Here is a 19,932-nt window from a genome sequence, read left to right as displayed (position 1 = left end):
TTGCCGTAGTCCCGCTGCGGCCGGTGCGCCACGGTAGGTAGGGGCACTTCGGGTCACCTTGGGCCACACACGACGGGGTGCCCTACCTAGACGTCCCTGGGTGTGCTGCCGCCGACGATGCCGGTGCTCCACGGGTCGTGGAGATCCTTACGCCGTGGCAGGGCCGGAGCGGTCCGCGAGAGCTGCGGGCAGCGATGGGGGCGTAGCTCCCAAGCGATCAGTCTTTAGTGAGCCACGCGGCAGTGGGCCACTCGGCCACCGTTTTGATCACGAACGCCTGCCATTCCTGGCTCTGGGGATCGGCGTAGGCGGGATCGTCGTGCACCGCGAATCCGTGCTGCGCCCGCTCGATCTCCACTAGCCTGGGCTCCACCCGGAAGCGGCCGACAGCCGCCCGCGAGGCATCCACAGAGATGAAGGTGTCCTTCGTGCCGTGGACGATCAGGGTGGGTGCGGTCGATCTCTGGCGAGAGGGCAACGGCTCGGCGTCCCCGACTGCAACCTTGGTCCTCGCCAACAGCGGCAGGCTGCACCAGACCACCTTGCCGCCGGTCGAAGGTCGGTAGTAGGCCCATCGGGTGCTCAGGGCCGACACCAGCAACAGGCCGCGTCCGCCCTCGGCGTCGAGAGCCGGGTCTTGCCGGATGGGTGCGGCTGCGCTGGAATCCCAGACCTCGATGATCAGATCAGTATCGGTGCGCGTCAGGCGGGTAGCGATGATGTCCGCCCCTCCATCCCGCTGGGTGGTGACGTCCCGAGCCGAGGACCCGGCTTATGTACTTGTAGTGTTGACCTTGCCTGGGTTCTCGCGGAAGAACGACTCCGCCATGTCGGTTCCCACACGATGGCGCCCGCAGCTGCGAGAAGCCGAGCAGACTCGGCGTCGATGCCGCGGGCGCCACCAGCGGCCAGCGCCACCTGGCCGTCTAGGCGAAATTGATCCTTGTCTCTTATTCCTTGCTCTCTTTGGCGTTAAGGTGTTAAAGCGTTATGGTTATTGGCTCGGGGATGGAATCATCGGTATCTGACGGTAGATGTAAGAAATTTTCATCAATACGCGCCAGCTCGGCCATCTATGGCAATCGTAGCGCGGCATGCTATCCGGAGATGATCGGCTTGCCGAGCGGCAGGCCCTTCCCGCCGGTCTCGGTGGACATGATATCGAGGTACAGGTAGACCGCGACCGCGATGAAGGCGAACACGACGTAGCCGCCGGCGTGCGTGAGGGCGGTGTTGGCGTAGATGGTGCCGAGCAGTAGCAACACCAGCGCGACGTCGACGAGCCCGAGCAGCAGGGTGTAGCTGCTGGGCAACCGCAGGGTGGCCACGGTGAACAGGACGATGGTGACCAGCCAGCTGATCAGCCACAGCTCGGTGCTCCTGGTGACCTGATCGGCGGGGATGTTGTACCAGTTGTGGCCGAGACCGAGGACGAACGCGGCGTAGCTGCCGTAGAACCCGAAGAACACCCCGAACAGGCTGGCCGCGGCGTTCTGCCCGAGCGCCGCCGCCCAGATCGCGGAGATCAGGAGACCGACGGTGGTGGCAGTCATGATGACGGGTATGGCGGCGCCGCCCGCGGCGGGCGGAAGCCACCCGGTGTCGACCAGCCCGAGGCCGACGGCCCCGGCGATGAAGGTGGGGATACCGATCACGCCCGGGTTGCCGCGCAGCGGGCTGAGAGGCGGCGGAGCGGGTAATGTCTCGGTCTCGTTCGGTAACGGCTGTGAGTGGGTGGCGACGGTGGCGCTGTCGGTGCTGGTGGTCATCGGGATCATCCTCCTGAAGGGGCCGTTTCCGAGGCGGCCCGCCGTATGTGCTGCGGGTGCGGGCGGTATGAGGAGGGCCGGACGTGCCGTGGGGACTACGCCGTCCCCGTCCTACGCCGGTGAGGCAGTGCTCGGCCCTCCCGGTTTTGCTGGCGTTACTTGCCGTCGTGTCACGCTGCGGGCTACGCGAAACGAACGAGGAGTTTGATAATGCCTTCCTCCTTGGTTTTCTTCAACCTGAAGGCGCATTCGACTTCGTCGAACCCGAACTCGTGGGTCGTCATCGCCAGCGCGATGTCCATGAACGTTGGCCGGGTCGGGAGGCGCCGGGTGGGGTTGGCGCTGCCCGAGGGCGGGGTGTGCGCTGTCGGTACCGACGTGTGTGACCGGTGCCGGGAGGTGGGCGTATGGCACAGCGTGTGCGGGCGCGGTGGCACCCTGTCCGTAGCCCCGTGATCGGGGTGGGGGAAGGACTCCCGGAGAGCTGCCGCCGCGGGCTGGTGCGGTTTGTAGCGGAGGTCAAGGCAGCCCGGCCGGCCGCAGTGGCCGTGCGCTGCGGTGGCTGCGCGTCCGGCGCCGGTCACCACGCCTGGAACGTCACCACGCCTGGAACAATGAGACATCGGTGGAGGAGGACATAAACGTGAGCAACCATGAGGTGCCGTCGCTGAGCAGGCAGGTCGAGGCCGCCGTCGCCGGTGCGATCGACCGGGCGCTGCCGGAACTCGCCGGCGCCGACCCGGTTGTCCGCGGCTCCGACCACGCGGACTTCCAGGCCAACGCGGCGCTCGCGCTCGCCCGGCGGGCCCGCCGCCGCCCCGGGGAGCTGGCGGCTGCGGTCGCTGATGCCGTGCGCGCCGATGCCGTGCGCGCCGATGCCGTGCGCGCCGACGGCGCCGGTCTGGTGGCCGACGTCACCGTCTCCGGGCCTGGCTTCCTGAACATCACCCTCGCCGATGACGCGCTGTGGCGGCAGGTCACCGCCCGCCTTGCCGCCGGGCGGCTCGGCGTCGGCGCGGCCGAGCGGGGCCGTCGTACGATCATCGACTACTCCGGGCCGAACATCGCCAAGGAGATGCACGTCGGCCACCTGCGCACCACGATCATCGGGGACTGCCTGGCCCGGGTGCTCGGCTTCCTCGGCGCGGATGTCATCCGCCAGAACCATCTCGGGGACTGGGGCACCCAGTTCGGCATGCTCATCCAGTACCTCGACGAGCATCCCGCGGCGTCCTGGCACCACGACGACCTCGCCGCCGGCGCCTCCACGGTCTCGGCACTCGATACCCTCTACCGGGCCGCCCGGAGCACCTTCGACGCCAACCCCGCCTTCGCCGACCGGGCCCGGCGCCGGGTCGTCGCGTTGCAGGCCGGCGACGCGGCGACCGTCAGCCAGTGGCGGGACATCGTCGCCGAGTCCGAGTTCGCCTTCGGGGAGATCTATCGCCGCCTCGGCGTGCTGCTCACCAGTGAGGACTCGGTGGGCGAGTCCTTCTACAACCCCTGGCTTCCCGATGTCGTCGATGAACTCGTGCGCGCGGGTATCGCGGCCGGCAGCGACGGGGCCCTGTGCGTGTTCTCCGCCGAGGTGACCGGACCGGACGGGGAGCCCGTGCCGCTCATGGTCCGCAAGAACGACGGCGGCTACGGCTACGACATCACGGACCTCGCGACGATCCGCTACCGCATCCGCGATCTCAAGGCCGACCGGCTGCTCTACGTCGTCGACGCCCGCCAGGCCCTGCACTTCCGGCTCGTTTTCGAGGCCGCCCGCCGCGCCGGCTGGCTGTCCGACGACGTCGAGGCTACCCACGTCTCCTACGGCACCGTCCTCGGCCCCGACGGCAGGCCGTTCAAGACCCGCTCCGGCGAGACCGTCAAGCTCATGGACCTGCTCGACACCGCCGTGGAACGGGCCCGCACCATCGTCGCCGAGAAGGCCCCCGGCCTCGACCCGGCCGAGCTCGACCTGATCGCCGAGCAGGCCGGTATCGGCGCCGTTAAATACGCCGACCTGTCCACCTCCCGGACCAAGGACTACACCTTCGACGTCGAACGGATGGTGTCGTTCACCGGGAACACCGGCGTGTACCTGCAGTACGCCCACACCCGGATCCAGTCGATCCTCCGCAAGGCCGGCGACACCCCGGACACTCGGGACGTCCCGGACGTCCCGGATGTCCCGGGCGCTTCGGATACCCTGGTCGAGGTGGACCCCACCCTGACGCCGCATCCCGCCGAACGGGCGCTCGTCCTCACCCTCGACGCCTTCGGTGACACGCTCGTCGACGTCAGCCGCGCCCTCGAACCCCACCGGCTCTGCGGCTATCTCTACGATCTCGCCAAGGCCTACACTGACTTCTACGAGGCCTGCCCGGTGCTGTCCGCTCCGGGCTCCCTGCGCGCCAACCGCATCGCCCTGTGCCGGCTCACCGCCCGCACCCTGCGCCAAGGGCTCGACCTGCTCGGCATTGCCGCGCCTGACCGAATGTAGGCCCGGCCGGCGGGTCCAGGTTAAGCTGGTATCCACGCGGATGTGCATGGTGTGCCGGGAAGTCTGGTCGGCGATGTCCGATTCGACCCCTGATGCTGGGAGACCGCCTTGGGCCCGCCGCCACCTCGCAGTCCATGGTTTCACCGCAGTTTCTGGTTTCACCGGGACTCCCGGTTTCGCCGTGGTTTCCGGCTTTTCGGCCGTGGTTCGCGGGCGGAGACTCAGCGGGTCGCCGCCATCCTGCGCGGTGAGACGATCGGCGGGGCGCTCCTGCTCGCCGCCGCCGTGCTCGCGCTCGCACTCGCCAACTCGCCCTGGTCCGACGCCTACCGATCGCTGCTGGCCGTCCGGGTTGGTCCCGCCGCCCTCCACCTTGATCTGACGCTGGCGGAGTGGACCGCCGACGGACTGTTGGCGATCTTCTTTTTCGTCGCCGGGCTGGAACTCAAACGGGAGTTCGTCGCCGGTGACCTGCGTGATCCGCGCCGCGCCGCGGTCCCGGTGCTCGCCGCCTTCGGCGGTGTCGTCGTCCCGGCCGTCCTGTACACGTTGGTGAACCTGGGCAGCGGCGCGCTGCGGGGCTGGGCCATCCCGACGGCGACCGACATCGCCTTCGCGCTGTCGGTACTGGCGGTCATCGGCCGACACCTACCGATCGCGTTGCGGACCTTCCTGCTCACGCTCGCGGTGGTCGACGATCTGGTGGCCATCGTCATTATCGCCGTCGCCTACACCGAACGGCTGTCGGTCGCGCCCCTGGTCGGCGCGCTCGTGCCGTTGGCGGCGTTCACCGTGCTGGTGCAGCGGCGGGTGCGGTCGTGGTGGCTGCTGCTGCCGCCGGCGCTGGCGACCTGGGCGCTGGTGCACGCCTCCGGCGTGCACCCCACCGTCGCCGGGGTGCTGTTGGGCTTTGCGGTGCCGGTGCTGCGCAGCGAGCGGGCCCGTGCTCCCGAGATGGACCGAGGCCTAGCCGAGCACTTCGAACACCGCTGGCGTCCGATTTCGGCCGGTATCGCCGTGCCGATGTTCGCCTTCGGCTCTGCCGGGGTGACGGTGGGCGGTCTCGACGGTCTAGCCGAGGCGTTGAGTGACCGGGCGGCCGTGGGCGTGATCCTCGGCCTGGTCGTCGGCAAGACGGTCGGGATCCTCGCCGCGACCTGGCTGGTGGCGCGCTTCACGGGGGCGAGCCTGGACGCTGGGCTGGCCTGGCTCGATGTGGTGGGCCTGGCGATCCTGAGCGGCATCGGGTTCACCGTCTCCCTGCTCATCGGGGAGCTGGCGTTCGGGAGCGATTCCCCCCGTAGCGATCACGTCAGGATCGCCGTGCTGGCCGGCTCCCTGATCGCCGCTCTGTTGGCGGCCGTGCTGCTGCGCCTGCGTAACCAGGCTTACGCTCAGCTGGAGCGGACCGAGACCGCCGACCTAGACCGGAACGGGATCCCGGATGGCTACGAGGGAGTGGAAAAGAACGGCTACGGGAAGGTGGACGAGGCGGCGACCGACCGTGTCGACTGACGACACGACTGGCACGTTCACGCCGACCCGCAGGCCGAAGGAAGTCCCGTCCCCGGTTGCGGCCTCGACGAGGAGGTTGCCCGAGGTGAATCGAGACAGCCAGCACACCTCCATCTCCAGCCGGTCGTGGGCCATTGACAGCAGGCGCCGGATCTCCCCGTCCGCTTCGGACCCCGGGATCGTGAGGAGAGCCCCCGCCCCGGATCAGCCCGGATGCGTGCCGACGGTGTCGCGGAGCTCGGCGCCGAGGCGGCCGTCCGAAACCCGGGCACAGTGGGCGCAGCAGAAGAACCGCCCGGATACCTCGACGCCGTGCCCGATAATGCGACAGTCGCAATGTTCGCAGCGAGGGGCGAGTTTTGCCACAGCGCATTCAAAGCAGTCAAAGGTGTATTTCTCGCCACTCACGACCTGCACCTCGAACGACATCCAGTAGTCGTTACCGCAGGTGTCACATCTGGCCATCGTCTCGCCCCCTCTCGCCGGTCCCGACGTTAGACCGGATGGGCACTGATCGCATCTTCCGCCATCGGTATGTTCATCATGTCGATCGATGGTAATGGCGGGCCGATCACCCGGTATCTGCCCAGGTCGTCAGGGCCGGGCGGCATGCCTCATCGAAAAACTGCGACCGGAGCGGGGCGACAGGAGCGGGATGGATCTTCAGTTGGCGGGCAAGGTAGTGCTGGTGACCGGCGGCTCGAACGGGCTGGGAGCCGCCCTGGTGCGGACGCTGGCCGCCGAGGGGGCGCGGGTGGCCTTCTGCGGGCGCGACGAGACGCGGCTGCGGAAGGTTGCCGAGCAGGCGCAGGCTGGCGGTGGCGAGGTTCTCGCCGTACCCGCCGATGTGACCAGCACCACCGACCTTGAACGTTTCGTCGCCACCGCCGTCGACCGGTGGAACGCCGTGGACGCCCTGGTGAACAACGCCGGCGCCAGCGCGGCCGGTACGTTCGAGAAGCAGGCCGACGAGGTCTGGAACGCCGATCTGGAGCTGAAGCTGCACGCGGCGATCCGGGCCTCCCGGCTGGTGTTGCCGTACCTGCGGCGCGCGGGCGGTGGCGGCATCGTGAACTCACTGTCCGTGGCGGCCAGAGCCCCTGGCGCCGGCTCCACCCCGACCTCCGTCACCCGGGCCGCGGGCCTCGCGCTCACCAAGGCCCTGTCCAAGGAGCTCGGCCCGGACCGGATCCGGGTCAACGCGGTGCTGATCGGCCTGGTGGAGAGCGGGCAGTGGGATCGGGCGGCGGCCCGGGAGAACATCACGGGCGACGAGCTGTACGAACGGATGGGGCGGACCTCCGGAATCCCGCTCGGTCGGGTGGGCCGGGCCCAGGAGTTCGCCGATCTGGTCGCGTTCCTGCTCTCCGCGCGGGCCGCCTACATCACGGGTGCGGCGATCAACCTCGACGGCGGCCTCAGCCCGGTCGCCTGACGGCAGACGGCCGGCCGATCAACCGGCGCGCGGGGTCTGCCGTCAGGCCGCCGCAGGTAGCCCTGGTGAGCAACCCGCCCCGCCGCGGGCCGGACCTTCGTAGGCTGGCGGGGTGACCGATCGCCTGTACTTCCGTCAGCTGTTGTCCGGCCGTGACTTCGCCGTCGGCGATCCGGTCGGTACCCAGATGGTCAACTTCGTCTACCTCGTGGGCGACTGCGAGACCGGCGAGGCCCTGATCGTCGATCCCGCCTACAAGGTCGACGACCTGCTCAACCTGCTGGCCGCCGACGGTATGCGGCTCACCGGCGCGCTCGTCACCCACTACCACGCTGATCACATCGGCGGAAACGCGTTCGGCATGGAGATCGAGGGTGTCCGCCAGTTGCTCGGCCGGCAGAACGTCCCGATCCACGTCAACCGGGCCGAGGCGGAGTGGGTACGGCGGGCGACCGAGGTCTCCGCGTCCGATCTGGTCGAGCATGACGACGACGACGTGGTGATGGTCGGGGAGATCCCCGTGCGGCTGCTGCACACCCCCGGCCACACCCCCGGCAGCCAGTGTTTCCTCGTCGACGACCGGCTCGTTGCCGGGGACACCCTGTTCCTCGAGGGCTGCGGCCGGATGGACCTGCCCGGTGGCGACGCGGGACTGATGTACGACAGCCTGCGTCGGTTGGCCGCGTTGCCGGACACCACCACCGTCTTCCCCGGCCACCAGTACTCTCCGCAGGCGTCGGAGGATCTCGCGGTGGTCAGGCGGATGAACCACGTCTTCCGGCCGACGAGCGCCCAGCAGTGGAAGGCGATGCTGGGCTTGTCCTGAATCCCGCGGTCGACCGGGTCGCCGCCGGGAAGACCCTCGTGTTCGCGGAACCGCATGGTCGACAAGGCGAGGAGCCCCGTATGGCAGCCCCGGTCCGTGCCGCCGCCCTGCAGCTCGGCTGTCCCGACGAGGAGAACGCGGCGGACCGGGTGCGCAGGGTGCTGGGGGAGATCCGGCGGACCCAGGCGGACCTGGTCGTCCTCCCCGAACTATGGGTCACCGGCTATTTTCACTTCGATCGGTACGAGGCGGAGGCGGAGGCGTTGACCGGGCCGACGGTTACCGCCCTGCGGGAGGCCGCCCGGGAACGCGGATGCCACCTGGTGGCCGGCAGCATCGTGGAACGGTCCGCCGACGGACGGCTTTTCAACACGACCGTGTTGATCGGTCCGGACGGGATGATCCGGCATGCGTACCGCAAGGTGCACCTGTTCGGCTACGGCTCCGCGGAGGCTCGGTTGCTGACGCCGGGTGCCACGGTCGGAACCGTCCCCACCGAACTCGGCGTCGTCGGGCTGGCGACCTGTTACGACCTCCGGTTTCCCGAGCTGTTCCGGCTGCTGGCCGAGGGCGGTGCCGAGATCGTGGTGGTGGTGTCGGCCTGGCCGTTGGCCAGGCTGGACCACTGGCGCATGCTCACCCGCGCCCGGGCCATCGAGAACCAGGTGTACCTCGTCGCCTGCAACGCCGCGGGCCGCCAGGCGGGCCGGGAGATGGCCGGGGCGAGCGTCGTCGTCGATCCGTGGGGAGAGGTGCTTGCCGAGGCCGGCCCGCGGCCCACCACGGTGCGCGCGGAGCTGGACCCGGCCCGACCGGCCGCCGTTCGTGCCGAGTTCCCGGTGCTCACGCATCGCCGGCTAGGGCTCGACCACCAGAACCGGCTCGACCCCGCGTATCCGCTCGACCTGGCCGGGCGTGGCGAGGCCTTTCTCGACTTCTGGCGGGAGCGGCACCTGTGCAGCCTGACCACCGTCCGGCCGGAGGGCAGCCCGCACGTGGTCGCCGTCGGCGCGACGCTCGATCCGGCGGCGGGCATCGCCCGGGTGATCACATCGGCCCGATCCCGCAAGGCCCGCCTGATCGCGGCGGGGCCGGCCCAGGGCACCCCCGTCGGGCTCTGCCAGATCGACGGTCGACGCTGGTCGACGCTGGAGGGACTGGCCGTGCTCCGGGATGATCCGGTGAGTGTGGCCGACGCCGAGTTCCGCTATGCGCAGCGTTACCGCACGCCGCGGGCCAATCCCCGGCGTGTCGTCGTAGAGGTGCGGATCACCCGCGTGCTCGGCAGCGTCTGACCCTCAGGGGCCGAGGGGAACCGCCACGGTGGCCGGGAGAACCGGATCCCCGCTCCCCGTGGCGGCCGTGGGTGCCGTGGCGGCCGAGGCGGTGGCCAGTGCCGCGGATGGTGCCGGCGGGCCCGGCTGCGTGGGTATGGGAGCCGCACCGGCTCGGGGCATCGCTCGCCGGCCCCGGGGAGTCTTTCCCCAAGGCTTCGCGATTGACAGCACCGTCGCCGTGATGAACAGGACGTTCATCACACTGGCACCGAGGACGATCGCGACGGTCGGAGCCGTGTAGGCGACCTCCCCCCCGTCCGTCGCCTGTCCGGCCCGCACGATCAACGGGCGCATCACGGAGCCGCCGAGTATCACGGCAACGACGGTGATGACGAGTTTCGTCGCCACCCACCAGTGCCGCAGCAGTCCCCATCTCGTTTTTACCGAGATCACCACCCCGGTGACCAGGGTGAGCAGAGCGAGCGGGATATCGAGGACCCGGTCGACGACGTGCATGAGCTCATATGCGGAGTGCCGAAGACCGGCATCGGCCGCCGCGGTCGAAGCCAGGACAAGCTGTGCGAACGCCACGCCATTCCAGCCGACACCCACCAGCACATGCATTGCCAACAGGGTGGTGCGCATCGGTTTACGCAGGTGGCGGCACCGCTCGTGCAGGGTGGGTCCGGTCCGACCGGGTCCGGTCGCCGATGCGCCGGCCGTCGAGGCCACGGCGGGTACGGGATTCCCGGAATCGGCTGTCTCCGCAGGATCGGCCGTCGGTGCCGGACCGCGCGGTGATGCCGGGTCTGCCGGGTCTGCCGGTGCCGCCGGACCGGCAGGCGTCGCGCTGGCGGCCGGGTCGGTGCCGGCTGCTGGGCCCGTGCTGTCCGCGGTCTCGAGTGGCGTCGAACCGGCTGCGGTGGGCACCGCCCCGGCGGGGGATGCGGTCATGCGGACGTCTCGGGCAGATTCATCGTCCGATTCTCTCCGTCACTAGATCATCAAGTGAGACGATTTTCAGGCGTCCTGGGATGGCTCTCCGAGCAGCGGATCGAAATAGTACAGCCAATCGGTTGGCCCGGTCTGACACAGGTGACCAGAAGCTACTTTCACAATTTAAATGCAACCGAGCTCGGGCTGTGTACGGATCATGGTATAGAAAGATTGATCATCAGTGGTGTGGGCTTCCGGCGCCGCCACCTTTACGCCCGGTCGGTCGACGGCTCGACCCGTGCGCAACCCACGCGCATGGGACCGGTCCGCTCCACAGCGGCCCGCGGAGGGCGGGCTGCGGCAGGTGACCCCGACGGGGAGCGGGCCGGTCAGGCTGGTGGGATCCGAATCCCTGACCCGGGTCAGGGATTCGGGGTGGGACCGTCCGGTTCGGTCTGCTCGGCGAGGAAACGCTCCAAAGCCTCGCCGAGTTCGTCGGCGGTCGGCAGCGGCTGGACGTCGTCCGTGGTCGGCAGGCCCGGCCCGCGCCGTCCGCGCTGGTAGGCGTCGTACTGCTCTTCCAGGGCGCTGACCAGCGCGGCGGCCTCGCCGCCCTTGGCGATCTGGCTGTCGACCTCGTCCTGGATGGCAACCGCGGCGGAGCGCAGCCCGTCCAGCGGGAGCAGGAGCCCGGTCGCCTTCGACACCGAGGTCAGCAGGACCTCGGTGGCCGCCGGATAGGTCGTCTGCGCCAGGTAGTGCGGGACGTGGACGGCGAAACCCATCGCATCCCGGCCTTCCCGCCCGAGCTCGAATTCCAGCAGGTGGCCGGCGCTGCCAGGGACCTGTAGCCGGCGCAGCCAGGGCTCATGCCCCACGATGAGGTCCTTACGGGTCGCGTGCGCGCTCACCACCGACGGGCGGGTGTGCGGCACCGCCATCGGAATCGCGTTCAGCCCGACCGTCAGACGGATGCCGAGCCGGGCCACGAGGCCTCGCAGCGCCACCGTGAACCGCTTCCACTGCAGGTCTGGCTCGGGCCCGGCCAACAGCAGGAACGGAGTGCCCGCCTCGTCCCGCAACAGGTACAGCGCGAGGACGGGATCTTCGTAACTCTCCCAGTGATCCTCGGAGAAGACCATGGTCGGCCGGCGGGACCGGTAGTCGAGCAACTGGTCGATGTCGAAGGTGGCGAGCAGCCGATGGTCGAGCGCGGTCATCAGGTGCTCGCCGGCCAGGCTGACCGCGCCGCCAGCGTCGACCACCCCGGTCATCGCCTCCAGCATGACGGGACGGCCGAGATCGATCGAACCGCCGGCCAGGTCCTCGACGAGATCGTAAAGTGCATCGGGATCAAGCACGGGTTGAGGTCCTCCTCACGCCACGGGTCGCGTCCGTCGTCAGGAAGAAGCGTGGCGCGCGCCTCCTCATTCCACCGGCTTATTCCACGGGCCTGTCGCGGCCCGGGGATGCCAGCGAGCCTCGTCACACAGGCGATGCGACAATTTTACCGGTAAGGAGCGATTCGCCGGTGGGTGGTGACGGGCTGTTATCGCAACCCCGCTAGGCTGTCAGGAACGCTCCGGGGCCGGACTGGACCGAACCGGCGTGGTGTGTCCGGTCGTCAGGCACATCCGCGCGGCGGAAGGTGACACGGGATGATCGAAGCGCAGGGATTCACGGCCTCACCGGGGCACACTGACCTCGGACGGCCTGGCAGCGGTCTGGAAGCCATCGACGTGCGCCGGATTGAGGCCGTGTGCGCGCCGCTGCGCGCGTTGCACACCGAGGGTCTCCTCGCCGGCCTGTTCGACGGCCTCGACGAGGTGGCAGCCCTCGTCGATCTGGTGGCACGGTACTGTGTCCTGGACCACGCGGCGCTGCTGATCGCCGTGGACGACTTCGAGGCCGCGCTCGCGGCGTTGCCCGCTCTCGGCGTGCGGCCGAGCACGCTGGTGCCCAGCGTCATCGTGAAGGCCCGGCTGGCCGAGCGCTACGCGGTGCGCGCGGAGCTGCTCGACGTGCGTCTCACCCACGCCGCGCTGCGGTCCAGTGCGGGCGCGGACCGCACGTTGGAGATCTTCATGCTCCGGCGGACACCTGGGCTACCGGCCGGGCTCATCGAGCAGGAACGTGTGTTCGAGCTCGAGCGGCACTTCGCGATGCGGCTCCCGGACCCAAATCTGGTCATCATCGAGGGACTGCGCTGGGTGTTGCGGACCCGGGCCGAGTTCCACTGGGACGGTGGCGGCTACAATCCGCATGACCGGCCGGCTTCCGGAGGTACGAGCGTGCTGTACTTTTTGCGTCTCGCGCCGGACGGTGAGGGAGGTGTCCGCCGCGAGCGGCTGGAAATCAAGTTCTTCGGCGATTTCTCCGCCATCGCGGACACACATCTCGCCCCGCGCGCCGACGGCGCGCCCGCGTGGGAGGTGCCGCCCGGTGCGCCGCACGCATGGTCAACCCGCCCACGTAGGCTGTGATCAGCACGCCGGGCGCCCGCCGCAGCGGTGACTCCGCTGGAGGACGAGCACGACTCAGGCCCCCACCTCCTCAGGCCCCGAGGAGCAGCGCCCAGACCACCAGGCTCACGAACGACAGCGGAACCCCGACTCCCACCAGCAGGCTTGGCAACGGTGTCGCGAGTTCGTGACGGGCGGCGATGAGTGCGCCGGCGACCATCGGGGGCATCGCCACCTCGAAGAGGGCCACCCGCACGTCATGATCTCCGACGGTCCCCGTCAGTGCGTAGATCCCCACCACGAGCGCGGGCGCGGCGACCAGCTTGATGCCGAGGCCGAGGGCTAGCTCTCGCCACCACACCCGGACCGCACGCACCTGGAGTTGCAGACCGATGGAGAACAGGGCGAGTGGGGTGAGGGTGCCACCAAGCGACCCCAGCGCGGCGTTCAGCCAGTCCGGGAACGTCACCGGCCGCAGGACGAGCGCGGCTACCAGGGCGATCAGCGCCGGAGCGGTGAGGACCCGACGGGCGAGCTCGGCGCGGGAAAGCGATGCGCCGGCACTGATCGTGACCGTCCCGAGGACCACCGTGTTCAGCAGCAGGAAGGAACCGAGCTGATCCACGAGCACGGCGACCGGGACCGACGACGCGCCGAAGAAGGCGGTCACCATCGGGATGCCGACGAAGCTCGTGTTCGCCACTGCGGTTGTGGCGATCAGGGCGACGACGACCTCCCGCGGCATCCGCAACGCTCGTCCGGCCAGCACGTAGCCGGCCGTCGTCAGGATGAAGAGCAGATAGGGCGCGGCGATGACGAGCGCGAGGTTCGGCGGGAAGACGATGCCGTGCATGGCGCGCAGCGTCAGAGCGGGCAGGGCCACGTCCAGCAGCCAGATGTTGATCACATGGGCGGTGTCCGCGGGCAGTCGTCCGCGGTGCCGGACCCCGATGCCCGCCACCAGGCCGACGAGGAGCACGATCAGTGCGGACATTCGGCCATCGTGGCAGCCGGGGTTCCCGGAAGGCGCCGGGATGCGCCGGGCGTGGGACAGGCCACGCGGCCGGCCTGGGGCGGGGACCGGCGCGCGGATGGATCACGGCCGGTGGGTCCGGCGGCGCCGGTGCCGTCGCAGTAGCCGGGGCAGCAGGATGTTGGCGGCGAACAGCACGGCGGCGAGGACGTAGTTGCCCGCACCCAGCCGTTCCTGGCCGGGCAGGGGAAGCAGCGTGTACGTGATCAGAACAACGGCGGACAGCAGCAGGGTGCCGACCATCACCCCGCCGATCCAGGGGGGCGAGTCGGTCATCGAACGGGACCGCCGGCCCGCGGGCGACGGTGTCACGCCACCTGTTTGCACGGGTCTTGCTCCTCGATGTGACCGGCGTTCTGTTGTCAGCGTATATGACACGTGGCAGGCTCACTGTCCAGTTGTGGTGCGCCGTCAGGGGTTTTCGCCCCGTGGTGGCGGTCGGCGCGGTCGGCGGTCCAGCCGGCAAATCGGAGGTACCGATGGCGGCACCTGTCCTCACCGCGCCTGGCGGCCTCGCCTGGCGGGACGGCAAGCGGTACATGTGGCTCACCGCGATCATCGTCCCGTTGCTGGCCATCGTGGGATACGGACTGTGGCATCGAACGGGTGTCGGGCTGCACTGGTGGATCACCCCGCTCTTCGTCTTCGTCCTGGTTCCGCTGCTCGACATGACCACACCGCCGGATCCGGTCAATCCACCGGAGGAGATCCGGGCCGCGCTGGAGGCCGACCGTTACTACCGCCGGTGTACGTATCTCTACCTGCCGCTGGCGGGCGTCGGCCTGGTGCTGGGCGCCTCGGCCTGGGCGAACGGCGACCTGTCGTGGTCCGCCCGGATCGGAGTGGTGGTGTCGGTCGGCACCGTGACCGGGGTGGGCATCACCACCGCGCACGAGCTCGGCCACAAGCGAGGGATTTTCGAGCGGTGGTTGGCGAGGTTGATGCTGGCGCCGACCGCGTACGGTCACTTCTCCGTAGAGCACAACCGGGGCCATCACGTGCGGGTAGCGACGGCGGCGGACCCGGCGAGTGCCCGGTTGGGGGAGAGCTTCTGGCGGTTCTGGCCGCGGACCGTCGTCGGTAGTCTGCGTTCCGCCTGGTCGCTGGAGGCTGCCCGGCTGCGGTTGCGCGGCCGACGGGTCTGGTCGGTGCGCAATGAGGTCGTGCTCGGCTGGTTGCTCACCGCAGTGTTGTTCGCGACGCTGGCCGTCGCGTTCGGGCCGGCCGTGCTCGTCTTCCTCGTCGCCCAGGCGGCCTTCGGGTTTACCTTGTTGGAGGGGGTCAACTACATCGAGCACTACGGCCTGGCCCGGGAGCTGACCCCGAGCGGGCGTTATGAGAAGGTCGACCCCCGGCACAGCTGGAACAGCGACGCCGTGATCAGCAATCTGGCGCTCTACCAGTTGCAGCGACACAGCGATCACCACGCCAACCCGACCCGGCGCTACCAGGCGCTGCGGTCCTTCGAGGCCTCTCCCCAGCTGCCGGCGGGGTACGCTACGCTCCTGCTCGCGGCGTATCTCCCGCCGGTGTGGTTTCGGCTGATGGACGACCGCGTCGTCGAGCATTACGGCGGGGACGTCACCCGGGCGAACCTGCACCCCGCGCGCCGGGCCGCTCTGCTGACCCGGTACCGGCCGCCGTCCGGGCCGCCGCCGTCCGGTACCGAGGCCGACGGGCCTCCGTCCCGGGGCGGTGCTCGTGGGTGAGCACTTCCTCGAAGAACGCACGGTAACCGCGCAGAGTCGTCCGCGGGATCGCCGGTCGGCAAGGGTTCCGACGGGGATCTGTCAGCTCTGGCCGGATTCCTCGGAGGTGCTCTGCTTGGCGGCGGCGTCCTGATCGGCCGGCCGAGGAGGAGCCGAGCCACCGAGATGCGCGGGCAGCCACCAGTCCGGCTCGCCCGGCGCGGGCCGCGGGTAGCGGCGCTGCGCATCGTCGAGCAGCTCGTTCATCACCTTCTCCAGCAGCGCCGTGCCGTCGCGGCCCTTACCCAGTTCCGTGGGCTGGACGGGCCTGCCTACCGTGATCGAGACGCGGACGCCGATCGCGTCCCGCAGGCTGAAGGGCCGTCCCTTGGTGAAAATGCGCTGGCTGCCCCAGAGAATCACCGGGATCACCGGCACCTTCGTGTGAGCGGCCATCCGGGCCGCCCCGGTCTTGAATGTCGCCAGACAGTAACTCGGACTGATCGTCGCCTCGGGGAAGACGCCCACGAGTTCCCCGGCTCGCAGTGCGTCGAGGGCGTGGCGCAGAGACGCCGCGCCGGCCTCCCGGTCGACCGGGATGTGGTGCATGCCGCGCATGAGCGGCCCGCTGATCCGGTGGTCGAAGACTGCCTTCTTGGCCATGAACCGGACCAGCCGACGCTCCGCGATCCAGAACGGCAGACCCGCGAGCGCGAAGTCCAGGTACGAGACGTGATTGATCAGGACGATGCCGCCCCCCGATGCCGGGATGTTCTCCGTGCCCTGGATGTCAAGACGCAGGCGCAGTGCGCCGAAAAGTCCCCGCACCATGCTGACCACCGGCCGGTAGACGTACTCCGCCACGACGGGCCACTCCTCGATGTTCCTCGCGGTCTCACCGGTGTGCCGAATGCGACACGACCTTACCCCCACCCCCTGACACCGGTCGTCGTGGATGTCCGGCGATACCGCGGTCCGGTTTCACCGGAAGGCGACATCGCGTGCGGGCGGGGGGCAGGATCGATGATGTTCGTATCAGACGTCTGTGGAGGAGCGGGACCAACCGCGCGGATGAGGGAGAGACAACGGAAATGGAGATTCTGCGCCGGGGCATCGCGGCGCAGCCGGCGCCGCCGCAGTGGGTGCTCGTCGTTGCCGCGATTCTGGCGGCCCTGACGGTACTCAGCGACCGCCTATGGCCTATATCTAGACATGTGATAACAATTGCACACGAAGGTGGACATGCCCTGGCCGCGGTCGCGACCGGGCGCCGCCTGGCTGGCGTTCGGCTGCATTCGGACACCTCCGGAGTGACCGTGTCCTCCGGGCGGCCGACCGGTGCGGGTGTCGTCGTGACCGTCGCCGCCGGCTACACGACACCGTCCCTGCTCGGTCTCGGAGCTGCGGGCCTGCTGGCCACCGGCCGGACGAGTCTGCTGCTGCAGTTGTGCGTGGCGCTGCTGCTGGCGATGCTGCTCGTGATCCGCAACGGTTTCGGGGCCCTGTCCGTGCTGGGGAGTACCGCGGGAATCCTGGCGGTCTCCTGGTTCGCGCCGCAGAGCGTGCGCGCCGGATTCGCCGCGTACATTGCGTGCTTCCTGCTGTTGGGCGCGATCCGCCCGGTGATCGAGGTGCAGCGGGGGCGCCGTCGGCGCCGGGCCGGGGATTCCGATCCGGATCAGCTCGCACGGCTGACCGGACTGCCCCCGACGCTCTGGGTCGGGTTCTTCGGCCTGGTCAATCTCGGCGCGCTGGCCGGTGGCCTCGCCGCGCTGTTCGGGTGACTTTCGCGTTCGGGTGACTTTCGCGTTCGGGCGACCCTCGCGTTCGGGCGACCTCCGCGCGGAACCTGCGAACTGTCGGACCCGGGTGCCACACTGGCGCCATGTGCGGTCGGTACACCCAGAAGCTGAAGACCGACGACCTCGCCGCGGCGATGTCCGCTCACGACGAGACTGCCGGCGCGGTGACGGAGAACTACAACGTGGCGCCCACCTCGACGATGCCGATCGTCGTCGCCGAGCCGTGTGAGCTCCCGGACGGCGCTCTTCGGGGTGAGGCGCACCTCCCTCCGGCCGGGAAGCCGCCTCCGGCCGGCCGGACCGAGCGGGTCCTTCGCCTCGCGACCTGGGGGCTGGTGCCGTCCTGGGCCAAGGACCGGACGATCGGCGCAAAGATGATCAATGCGCGGTCGGAGACGGCGGCGACCAAGCCGGCGTTCCGGTCGGCCTTCGCCGCACGGCGCTGCCTCGTCCCGGCGACCGGGTTCTACGAGTGGTTCCATCCGGGTGGTGGCTCGCGGCGGGGGCAACCCTTCTACATCCGTCCCGCGGGCCATCCCGCAACCGGCGGGATCTTCGCGTTCGCGGGTCTCTACGAGGTCTGGCGCCGGGGTGAGGCCCCGCTGGTGACCTTCACGATCCTCACGACCGGAGCCGCCGCGGGGCTGGAGTTCCTGCACGACCGCTCGCCGGTGATCCTGCCCGAGGCCGCCTGGGATCGCTGGATGGATCCCTCGGTCCGCGATCCCGCCGCGTTCGCCTCGCTGCTGCGGCCGGCGCCGGCCGGGGTGGTCGCAGCGCATCCGGTCGCAGCCGAGGTGGGCAGTGTCCGGAACAAGGGTCGTCATCTCATCGATCCCGTCGAGATCGATCCGGTGGTCGCCGCGGCCGTCGCGCAGGCGGGCGGGCGGGCGGCTCTCGCGGTGGACCCGGAGCGGTCCGGTGGTTCCGTCGGCGGTGGTGCCGGTTCGTCCGCGCGGGTGGGCGGCACCGTCGATCTGTCGTTGTTCGGTATCGACCCGGTTGATACCCCCGTCAATGCCCCGGGCAAAGGCACTGCCGCCGGGCCGGGAGGCGGGTGACCCGGCGGGCGCGCTCGGCAATCGCGGGTTGATCCGCCGGAAATCCGGAGAACGGATGGTCGCCGGAGGTCAGGAGTGACCGCGCGGGCGAAGCGCGAGCCCGAGCGCGATCTCGGTGACGCCGGTGACGATCAGTTGGATTCCGAAGATCACCGCTAGTGCCATGATCGTCGCTCCCGGCCAGGTCAGCGCCAGTACGCCGAGGACGATACTGAGCGCGGCCAGGATGAGCGGACCGGCGATGCCGCGACCGGTCCCGCGCGAGGATCTGCTCGCCCAGGTCACCAGGGCCCGGACGACCCCGGTGATGATCAGTATCGTGCCGACGAGCAGCGCGACGACTCGGAGGGTGGCTCCCGGCCACAGCAGCACGATGACGCCGCCGACCGCAAGCATGATCCCAAACAGGGCAGTCCCCGCGGTGTTCTCCGACCGGACCGCGGCGATCGTCTCGCTGATGCCGGAGAGCACGAGTGCCACCCCGGCGAGGACCGCCAGTGTGCCGGCGGTCGCGAAGGGGTTCGTGATCAGTAGAAGTCCCAGCACGGTGACCGCCGCACCGAGCAGGAGCAACGCCGGCCACAGCGCGCTGGGGGCTTGCTGACGTCGGTGCTGCCGGTAGATCGTGGCCATCGAGGCACCTCCCCGGGTCGGGGCTCCGCCCGGAAATGCGCGGGCCGCTCTCGTCAGAAGGTCTCTACCCGGTTCTGGTGAGCCGCTACCGCGACTCATACTCCCGGCCGGCTGCCGGCGGGGTTGGTGCGCCGTGGAGGGTTCGAGCGGTCGGATCCGTTTCGGAGGCGTGCCCTCCAGGGAGTCGGACCGACCGCCACGCCGTGATCAGCTATCGGAGATACTGATCGCCTCGGTTGGGCAGGAGTCGACAGCCTCCTGGAGGTCGTCCCACCTGGCGTCGTCGGGTTCCTCGTCGAGGAGGTAGAGGAAGCCGTCGTCGCGGATCTCGAACACGTCCGGGACGAGACGGACACAGGTTCCGCTGCTCGCGCAGCGGTCGTAGTCGACAGTCACGCGCATCGGCGCACCTCCCAGTGGTGCTCCCACAATCAGTGTCGAGCGGACCTTACCGCCGAGCCCATGGCTGCGACAGAACCGGGACCCCGGCAGGCCACTGGGCGGGGGCTGTGGACGACGGGCGGCTGTCCACAGGACGGCGGCAAGCGGAGCGGGAGCCGCCGTGATCGATCTACGGTCCAGCCATGGTCGAATCCACCCCTGGTCCCGGGTACCCGCCGCCGGCCCCGCCGCCGCGCTTCCCCGTCCGCGCATTTCCGTCTGAACCGTCCGTTTCGTCGCGATGGCCATCGCTGGACCTGCTGCCGTCGGACGACGCCACCGTGCCGCTGCGTCCGCCGGACCCACCAGTAGACGGCTCGGCTGGTGGATCCCGCCGCGTTCGCGACGCCACGTTCACCAAAGACGAGCAGGAGATCGGTGGCGACGAGTCCGACCTGGTCGGGATTCGCGAGGGCGTGTTCCTCGATGAGGACCGGGCCGCCGACGGATGGGCCGCGGACGAGCTCGCGGCGGACGGGGCCGATCTTGGTCGGCCGGTCGCCGGTCGAACGGATCGGCGCCGCCCGCTCCATCCCCGCCCGCTCCATCCCCATCCGGTC

The 19,932-nt window shown here is 69.7% G+C and carries 21 protein-coding genes; 11 read left to right on the top strand and 10 right to left on the bottom strand.

Annotated features, from left to right (window positions below; translation table 11 throughout):
• Window positions 1–217 precede the first annotated feature (217 nt).
• Window positions 218–595, bottom strand: coding sequence for a dienelactone hydrolase family protein (locus tag AC08OV_RS13415; protein ID WP_476615622.1), 378 nt, complete (start codon window positions 593–595; stop codon window positions 218–220).
• Window positions 596–1,097: 502 nt separating this feature from the next.
• Window positions 1,098–1,769, bottom strand: a complete 672-nt coding sequence (locus AC08OV_RS13410) for a GPR1/FUN34/YaaH family transporter (RefSeq protein WP_476594347.1) — start codon at window positions 1,767–1,769, stop codon at window positions 1,098–1,100.
• A gap of 210 nt (window positions 1,770–1,979) precedes the next feature.
• Between AC08OV_RS13410 and AC08OV_RS13405 the strand changes: the two genes are divergently transcribed.
• From AC08OV_RS13405 to nhaA, 3 genes are all read left to right on the top strand, one after another.
• Complete coding sequence (locus AC08OV_RS13405) at window positions 1,980–2,225, top strand: hypothetical protein (RefSeq protein WP_476619740.1); 246 nt, start codon at window positions 1,980–1,982, stop codon at window positions 2,223–2,225.
• A 187-nt stretch (window positions 2,226–2,412) separates the two neighbouring features.
• Window positions 2,413–4,263 (top strand): arginine--tRNA ligase, encoded by a 1,851-nt coding sequence (gene argS / locus AC08OV_RS13400; RefSeq protein WP_476613469.1) that lies wholly within the window; start codon window positions 2,413–2,415, stop codon window positions 4,261–4,263.
• 108 nt (window positions 4,264–4,371) lie between these two features.
• Window positions 4,372–5,778: a Na+/H+ antiporter NhaA gene (gene nhaA / locus AC08OV_RS13395; protein ID WP_476613468.1), complete on the top strand. Its 1,407-nt coding sequence runs from the start codon at window positions 4,372–4,374 to the stop codon at window positions 5,776–5,778.
• A 204-nt stretch (window positions 5,779–5,982) separates the two neighbouring features.
• On the opposite strand, the gene AC08OV_RS13390 is transcribed toward nhaA, so the two are convergent.
• A complete protein-coding gene (locus AC08OV_RS13390) occupies window positions 5,983–6,207 on the bottom strand; it encodes a Prokaryotic metallothionein (protein WP_476601553.1) in 225 nt (74 codons plus the stop codon).
• Window positions 6,208–6,433: 226 nt separating this feature from the next.
• Between AC08OV_RS13390 and AC08OV_RS13385 the strand changes: the two genes are divergently transcribed.
• The 3 genes from AC08OV_RS13385 (at window position 6,434) to AC08OV_RS13375 (ending at window position 9,334) form a co-directional block, all read left to right on the top strand.
• On the top strand, window positions 6,434–7,213 hold the full coding sequence (locus AC08OV_RS13385) for an SDR family oxidoreductase (protein WP_462188681.1): 780 nt from the start codon (window positions 6,434–6,436) through the stop codon (window positions 7,211–7,213).
• A 112-nt stretch (window positions 7,214–7,325) separates the two neighbouring features.
• Entirely contained in the window at window positions 7,326–8,039 is a 714-nt protein-coding gene (locus AC08OV_RS13380) for an MBL fold metallo-hydrolase (protein WP_476619739.1), read from the top strand.
• A gap of 80 nt (window positions 8,040–8,119) precedes the next feature.
• Window positions 8,120–9,334: a nitrilase-related carbon-nitrogen hydrolase gene (locus AC08OV_RS13375; protein ID WP_476613466.1), complete on the top strand. Its 1,215-nt coding sequence runs from the start codon at window positions 8,120–8,122 to the stop codon at window positions 9,332–9,334.
• 3 nt (window positions 9,335–9,337) lie between these two features.
• Here the strand turns inward: AC08OV_RS13375 and AC08OV_RS13370 are convergent, their stop codons facing one another.
• Both AC08OV_RS13370 and AC08OV_RS13365 read right to left on the bottom strand, forming a co-directional pair.
• A complete protein-coding gene (locus AC08OV_RS13370) occupies window positions 9,338–10,270 on the bottom strand; it encodes a hypothetical protein (RefSeq protein ID WP_476619738.1) in 933 nt (310 codons plus the stop codon).
• Window positions 10,271–10,674: 404 nt separating this feature from the next.
• Window positions 10,675–11,613, bottom strand: coding sequence for a proteasome assembly chaperone family protein (locus AC08OV_RS13365; RefSeq protein WP_476613464.1), 939 nt, complete (start codon window positions 11,611–11,613; stop codon window positions 10,675–10,677).
• A gap of 297 nt (window positions 11,614–11,910) precedes the next feature.
• On the opposite strand from AC08OV_RS13365, the gene AC08OV_RS13360 reads away from it, so the two are divergent.
• Window positions 11,911–12,735, top strand: a complete 825-nt coding sequence (locus AC08OV_RS13360) for a hypothetical protein (protein ID WP_476613463.1) — start codon at window positions 11,911–11,913, stop codon at window positions 12,733–12,735.
• 70 nt (window positions 12,736–12,805) lie between these two features.
• Here the strand turns inward: AC08OV_RS13360 and AC08OV_RS13355 are convergent, their stop codons facing one another.
• Both AC08OV_RS13355 and AC08OV_RS13350 read right to left on the bottom strand, forming a co-directional pair.
• On the bottom strand, window positions 12,806–13,708 hold the full coding sequence (locus AC08OV_RS13355) for an AEC family transporter (protein WP_476613462.1): 903 nt from the start codon (window positions 13,706–13,708) through the stop codon (window positions 12,806–12,808).
• Between the two features lie 102 nt (window positions 13,709–13,810).
• Complete coding sequence (locus AC08OV_RS13350) at window positions 13,811–14,023, bottom strand: hypothetical protein (RefSeq protein ID WP_462188273.1); 213 nt, start codon at window positions 14,021–14,023, stop codon at window positions 13,811–13,813.
• A gap of 203 nt (window positions 14,024–14,226) precedes the next feature.
• On the opposite strand from AC08OV_RS13350, the gene AC08OV_RS13345 reads away from it, so the two are divergent.
• On the top strand, window positions 14,227–15,456 hold the full coding sequence (locus AC08OV_RS13345) for an alkane 1-monooxygenase (RefSeq protein ID WP_476613461.1): 1,230 nt from the start codon (window positions 14,227–14,229) through the stop codon (window positions 15,454–15,456).
• A gap of 81 nt (window positions 15,457–15,537) precedes the next feature.
• On the opposite strand, the gene AC08OV_RS13340 is transcribed toward AC08OV_RS13345, so the two are convergent.
• Complete coding sequence (locus AC08OV_RS13340; protein WP_476594928.1) at window positions 15,538–16,299, bottom strand: lysophospholipid acyltransferase family protein; 762 nt, start codon at window positions 16,297–16,299, stop codon at window positions 15,538–15,540.
• 227 nt (window positions 16,300–16,526) lie between these two features.
• Here AC08OV_RS13340 and AC08OV_RS13335 point away from each other — a divergent pair, with 227 nt between their 5' ends.
• A complete protein-coding gene (locus tag AC08OV_RS13335; RefSeq protein ID WP_476613460.1) occupies window positions 16,527–17,219 on the top strand; it encodes a M50 family metallopeptidase in 693 nt (230 codons plus the stop codon).
• Window positions 17,220–17,320: 101 nt separating this feature from the next.
• Window positions 17,321–18,298 (top strand): SOS response-associated peptidase, encoded by a 978-nt coding sequence (locus tag AC08OV_RS13330; RefSeq protein ID WP_476613459.1) that lies wholly within the window; start codon window positions 17,321–17,323, stop codon window positions 18,296–18,298.
• A 69-nt stretch (window positions 18,299–18,367) separates the two neighbouring features.
• Here the strand turns inward: AC08OV_RS13330 and AC08OV_RS13325 are convergent, their stop codons facing one another.
• Both AC08OV_RS13325 and AC08OV_RS13320 read right to left on the bottom strand, forming a co-directional pair.
• Entirely contained in the window at window positions 18,368–18,931 is a 564-nt protein-coding gene (locus AC08OV_RS13325) for an HdeD family acid-resistance protein (RefSeq protein WP_476613458.1), read from the bottom strand.
• A gap of 207 nt (window positions 18,932–19,138) precedes the next feature.
• Window positions 19,139–19,333 (bottom strand): ferredoxin, encoded by a 195-nt coding sequence (locus AC08OV_RS13320; protein WP_476613457.1) that lies wholly within the window; start codon window positions 19,331–19,333, stop codon window positions 19,139–19,141.
• Window positions 19,334–19,653: 320 nt separating this feature from the next.
• Between AC08OV_RS13320 and AC08OV_RS13315 the strand changes: the two genes are divergently transcribed.
• A partial coding sequence (locus AC08OV_RS13315) for a hypothetical protein (protein ID WP_476619737.1) occupies window positions 19,654–19,932 on the top strand: 279 nt, incomplete at its 3' end.

The sequence above is a fragment of the Frankia sp. CeTa3Moorea genome, assembly GCF_978021225.1.
This window is presented reverse-complemented; position numbering and strand designations above follow the sequence as displayed.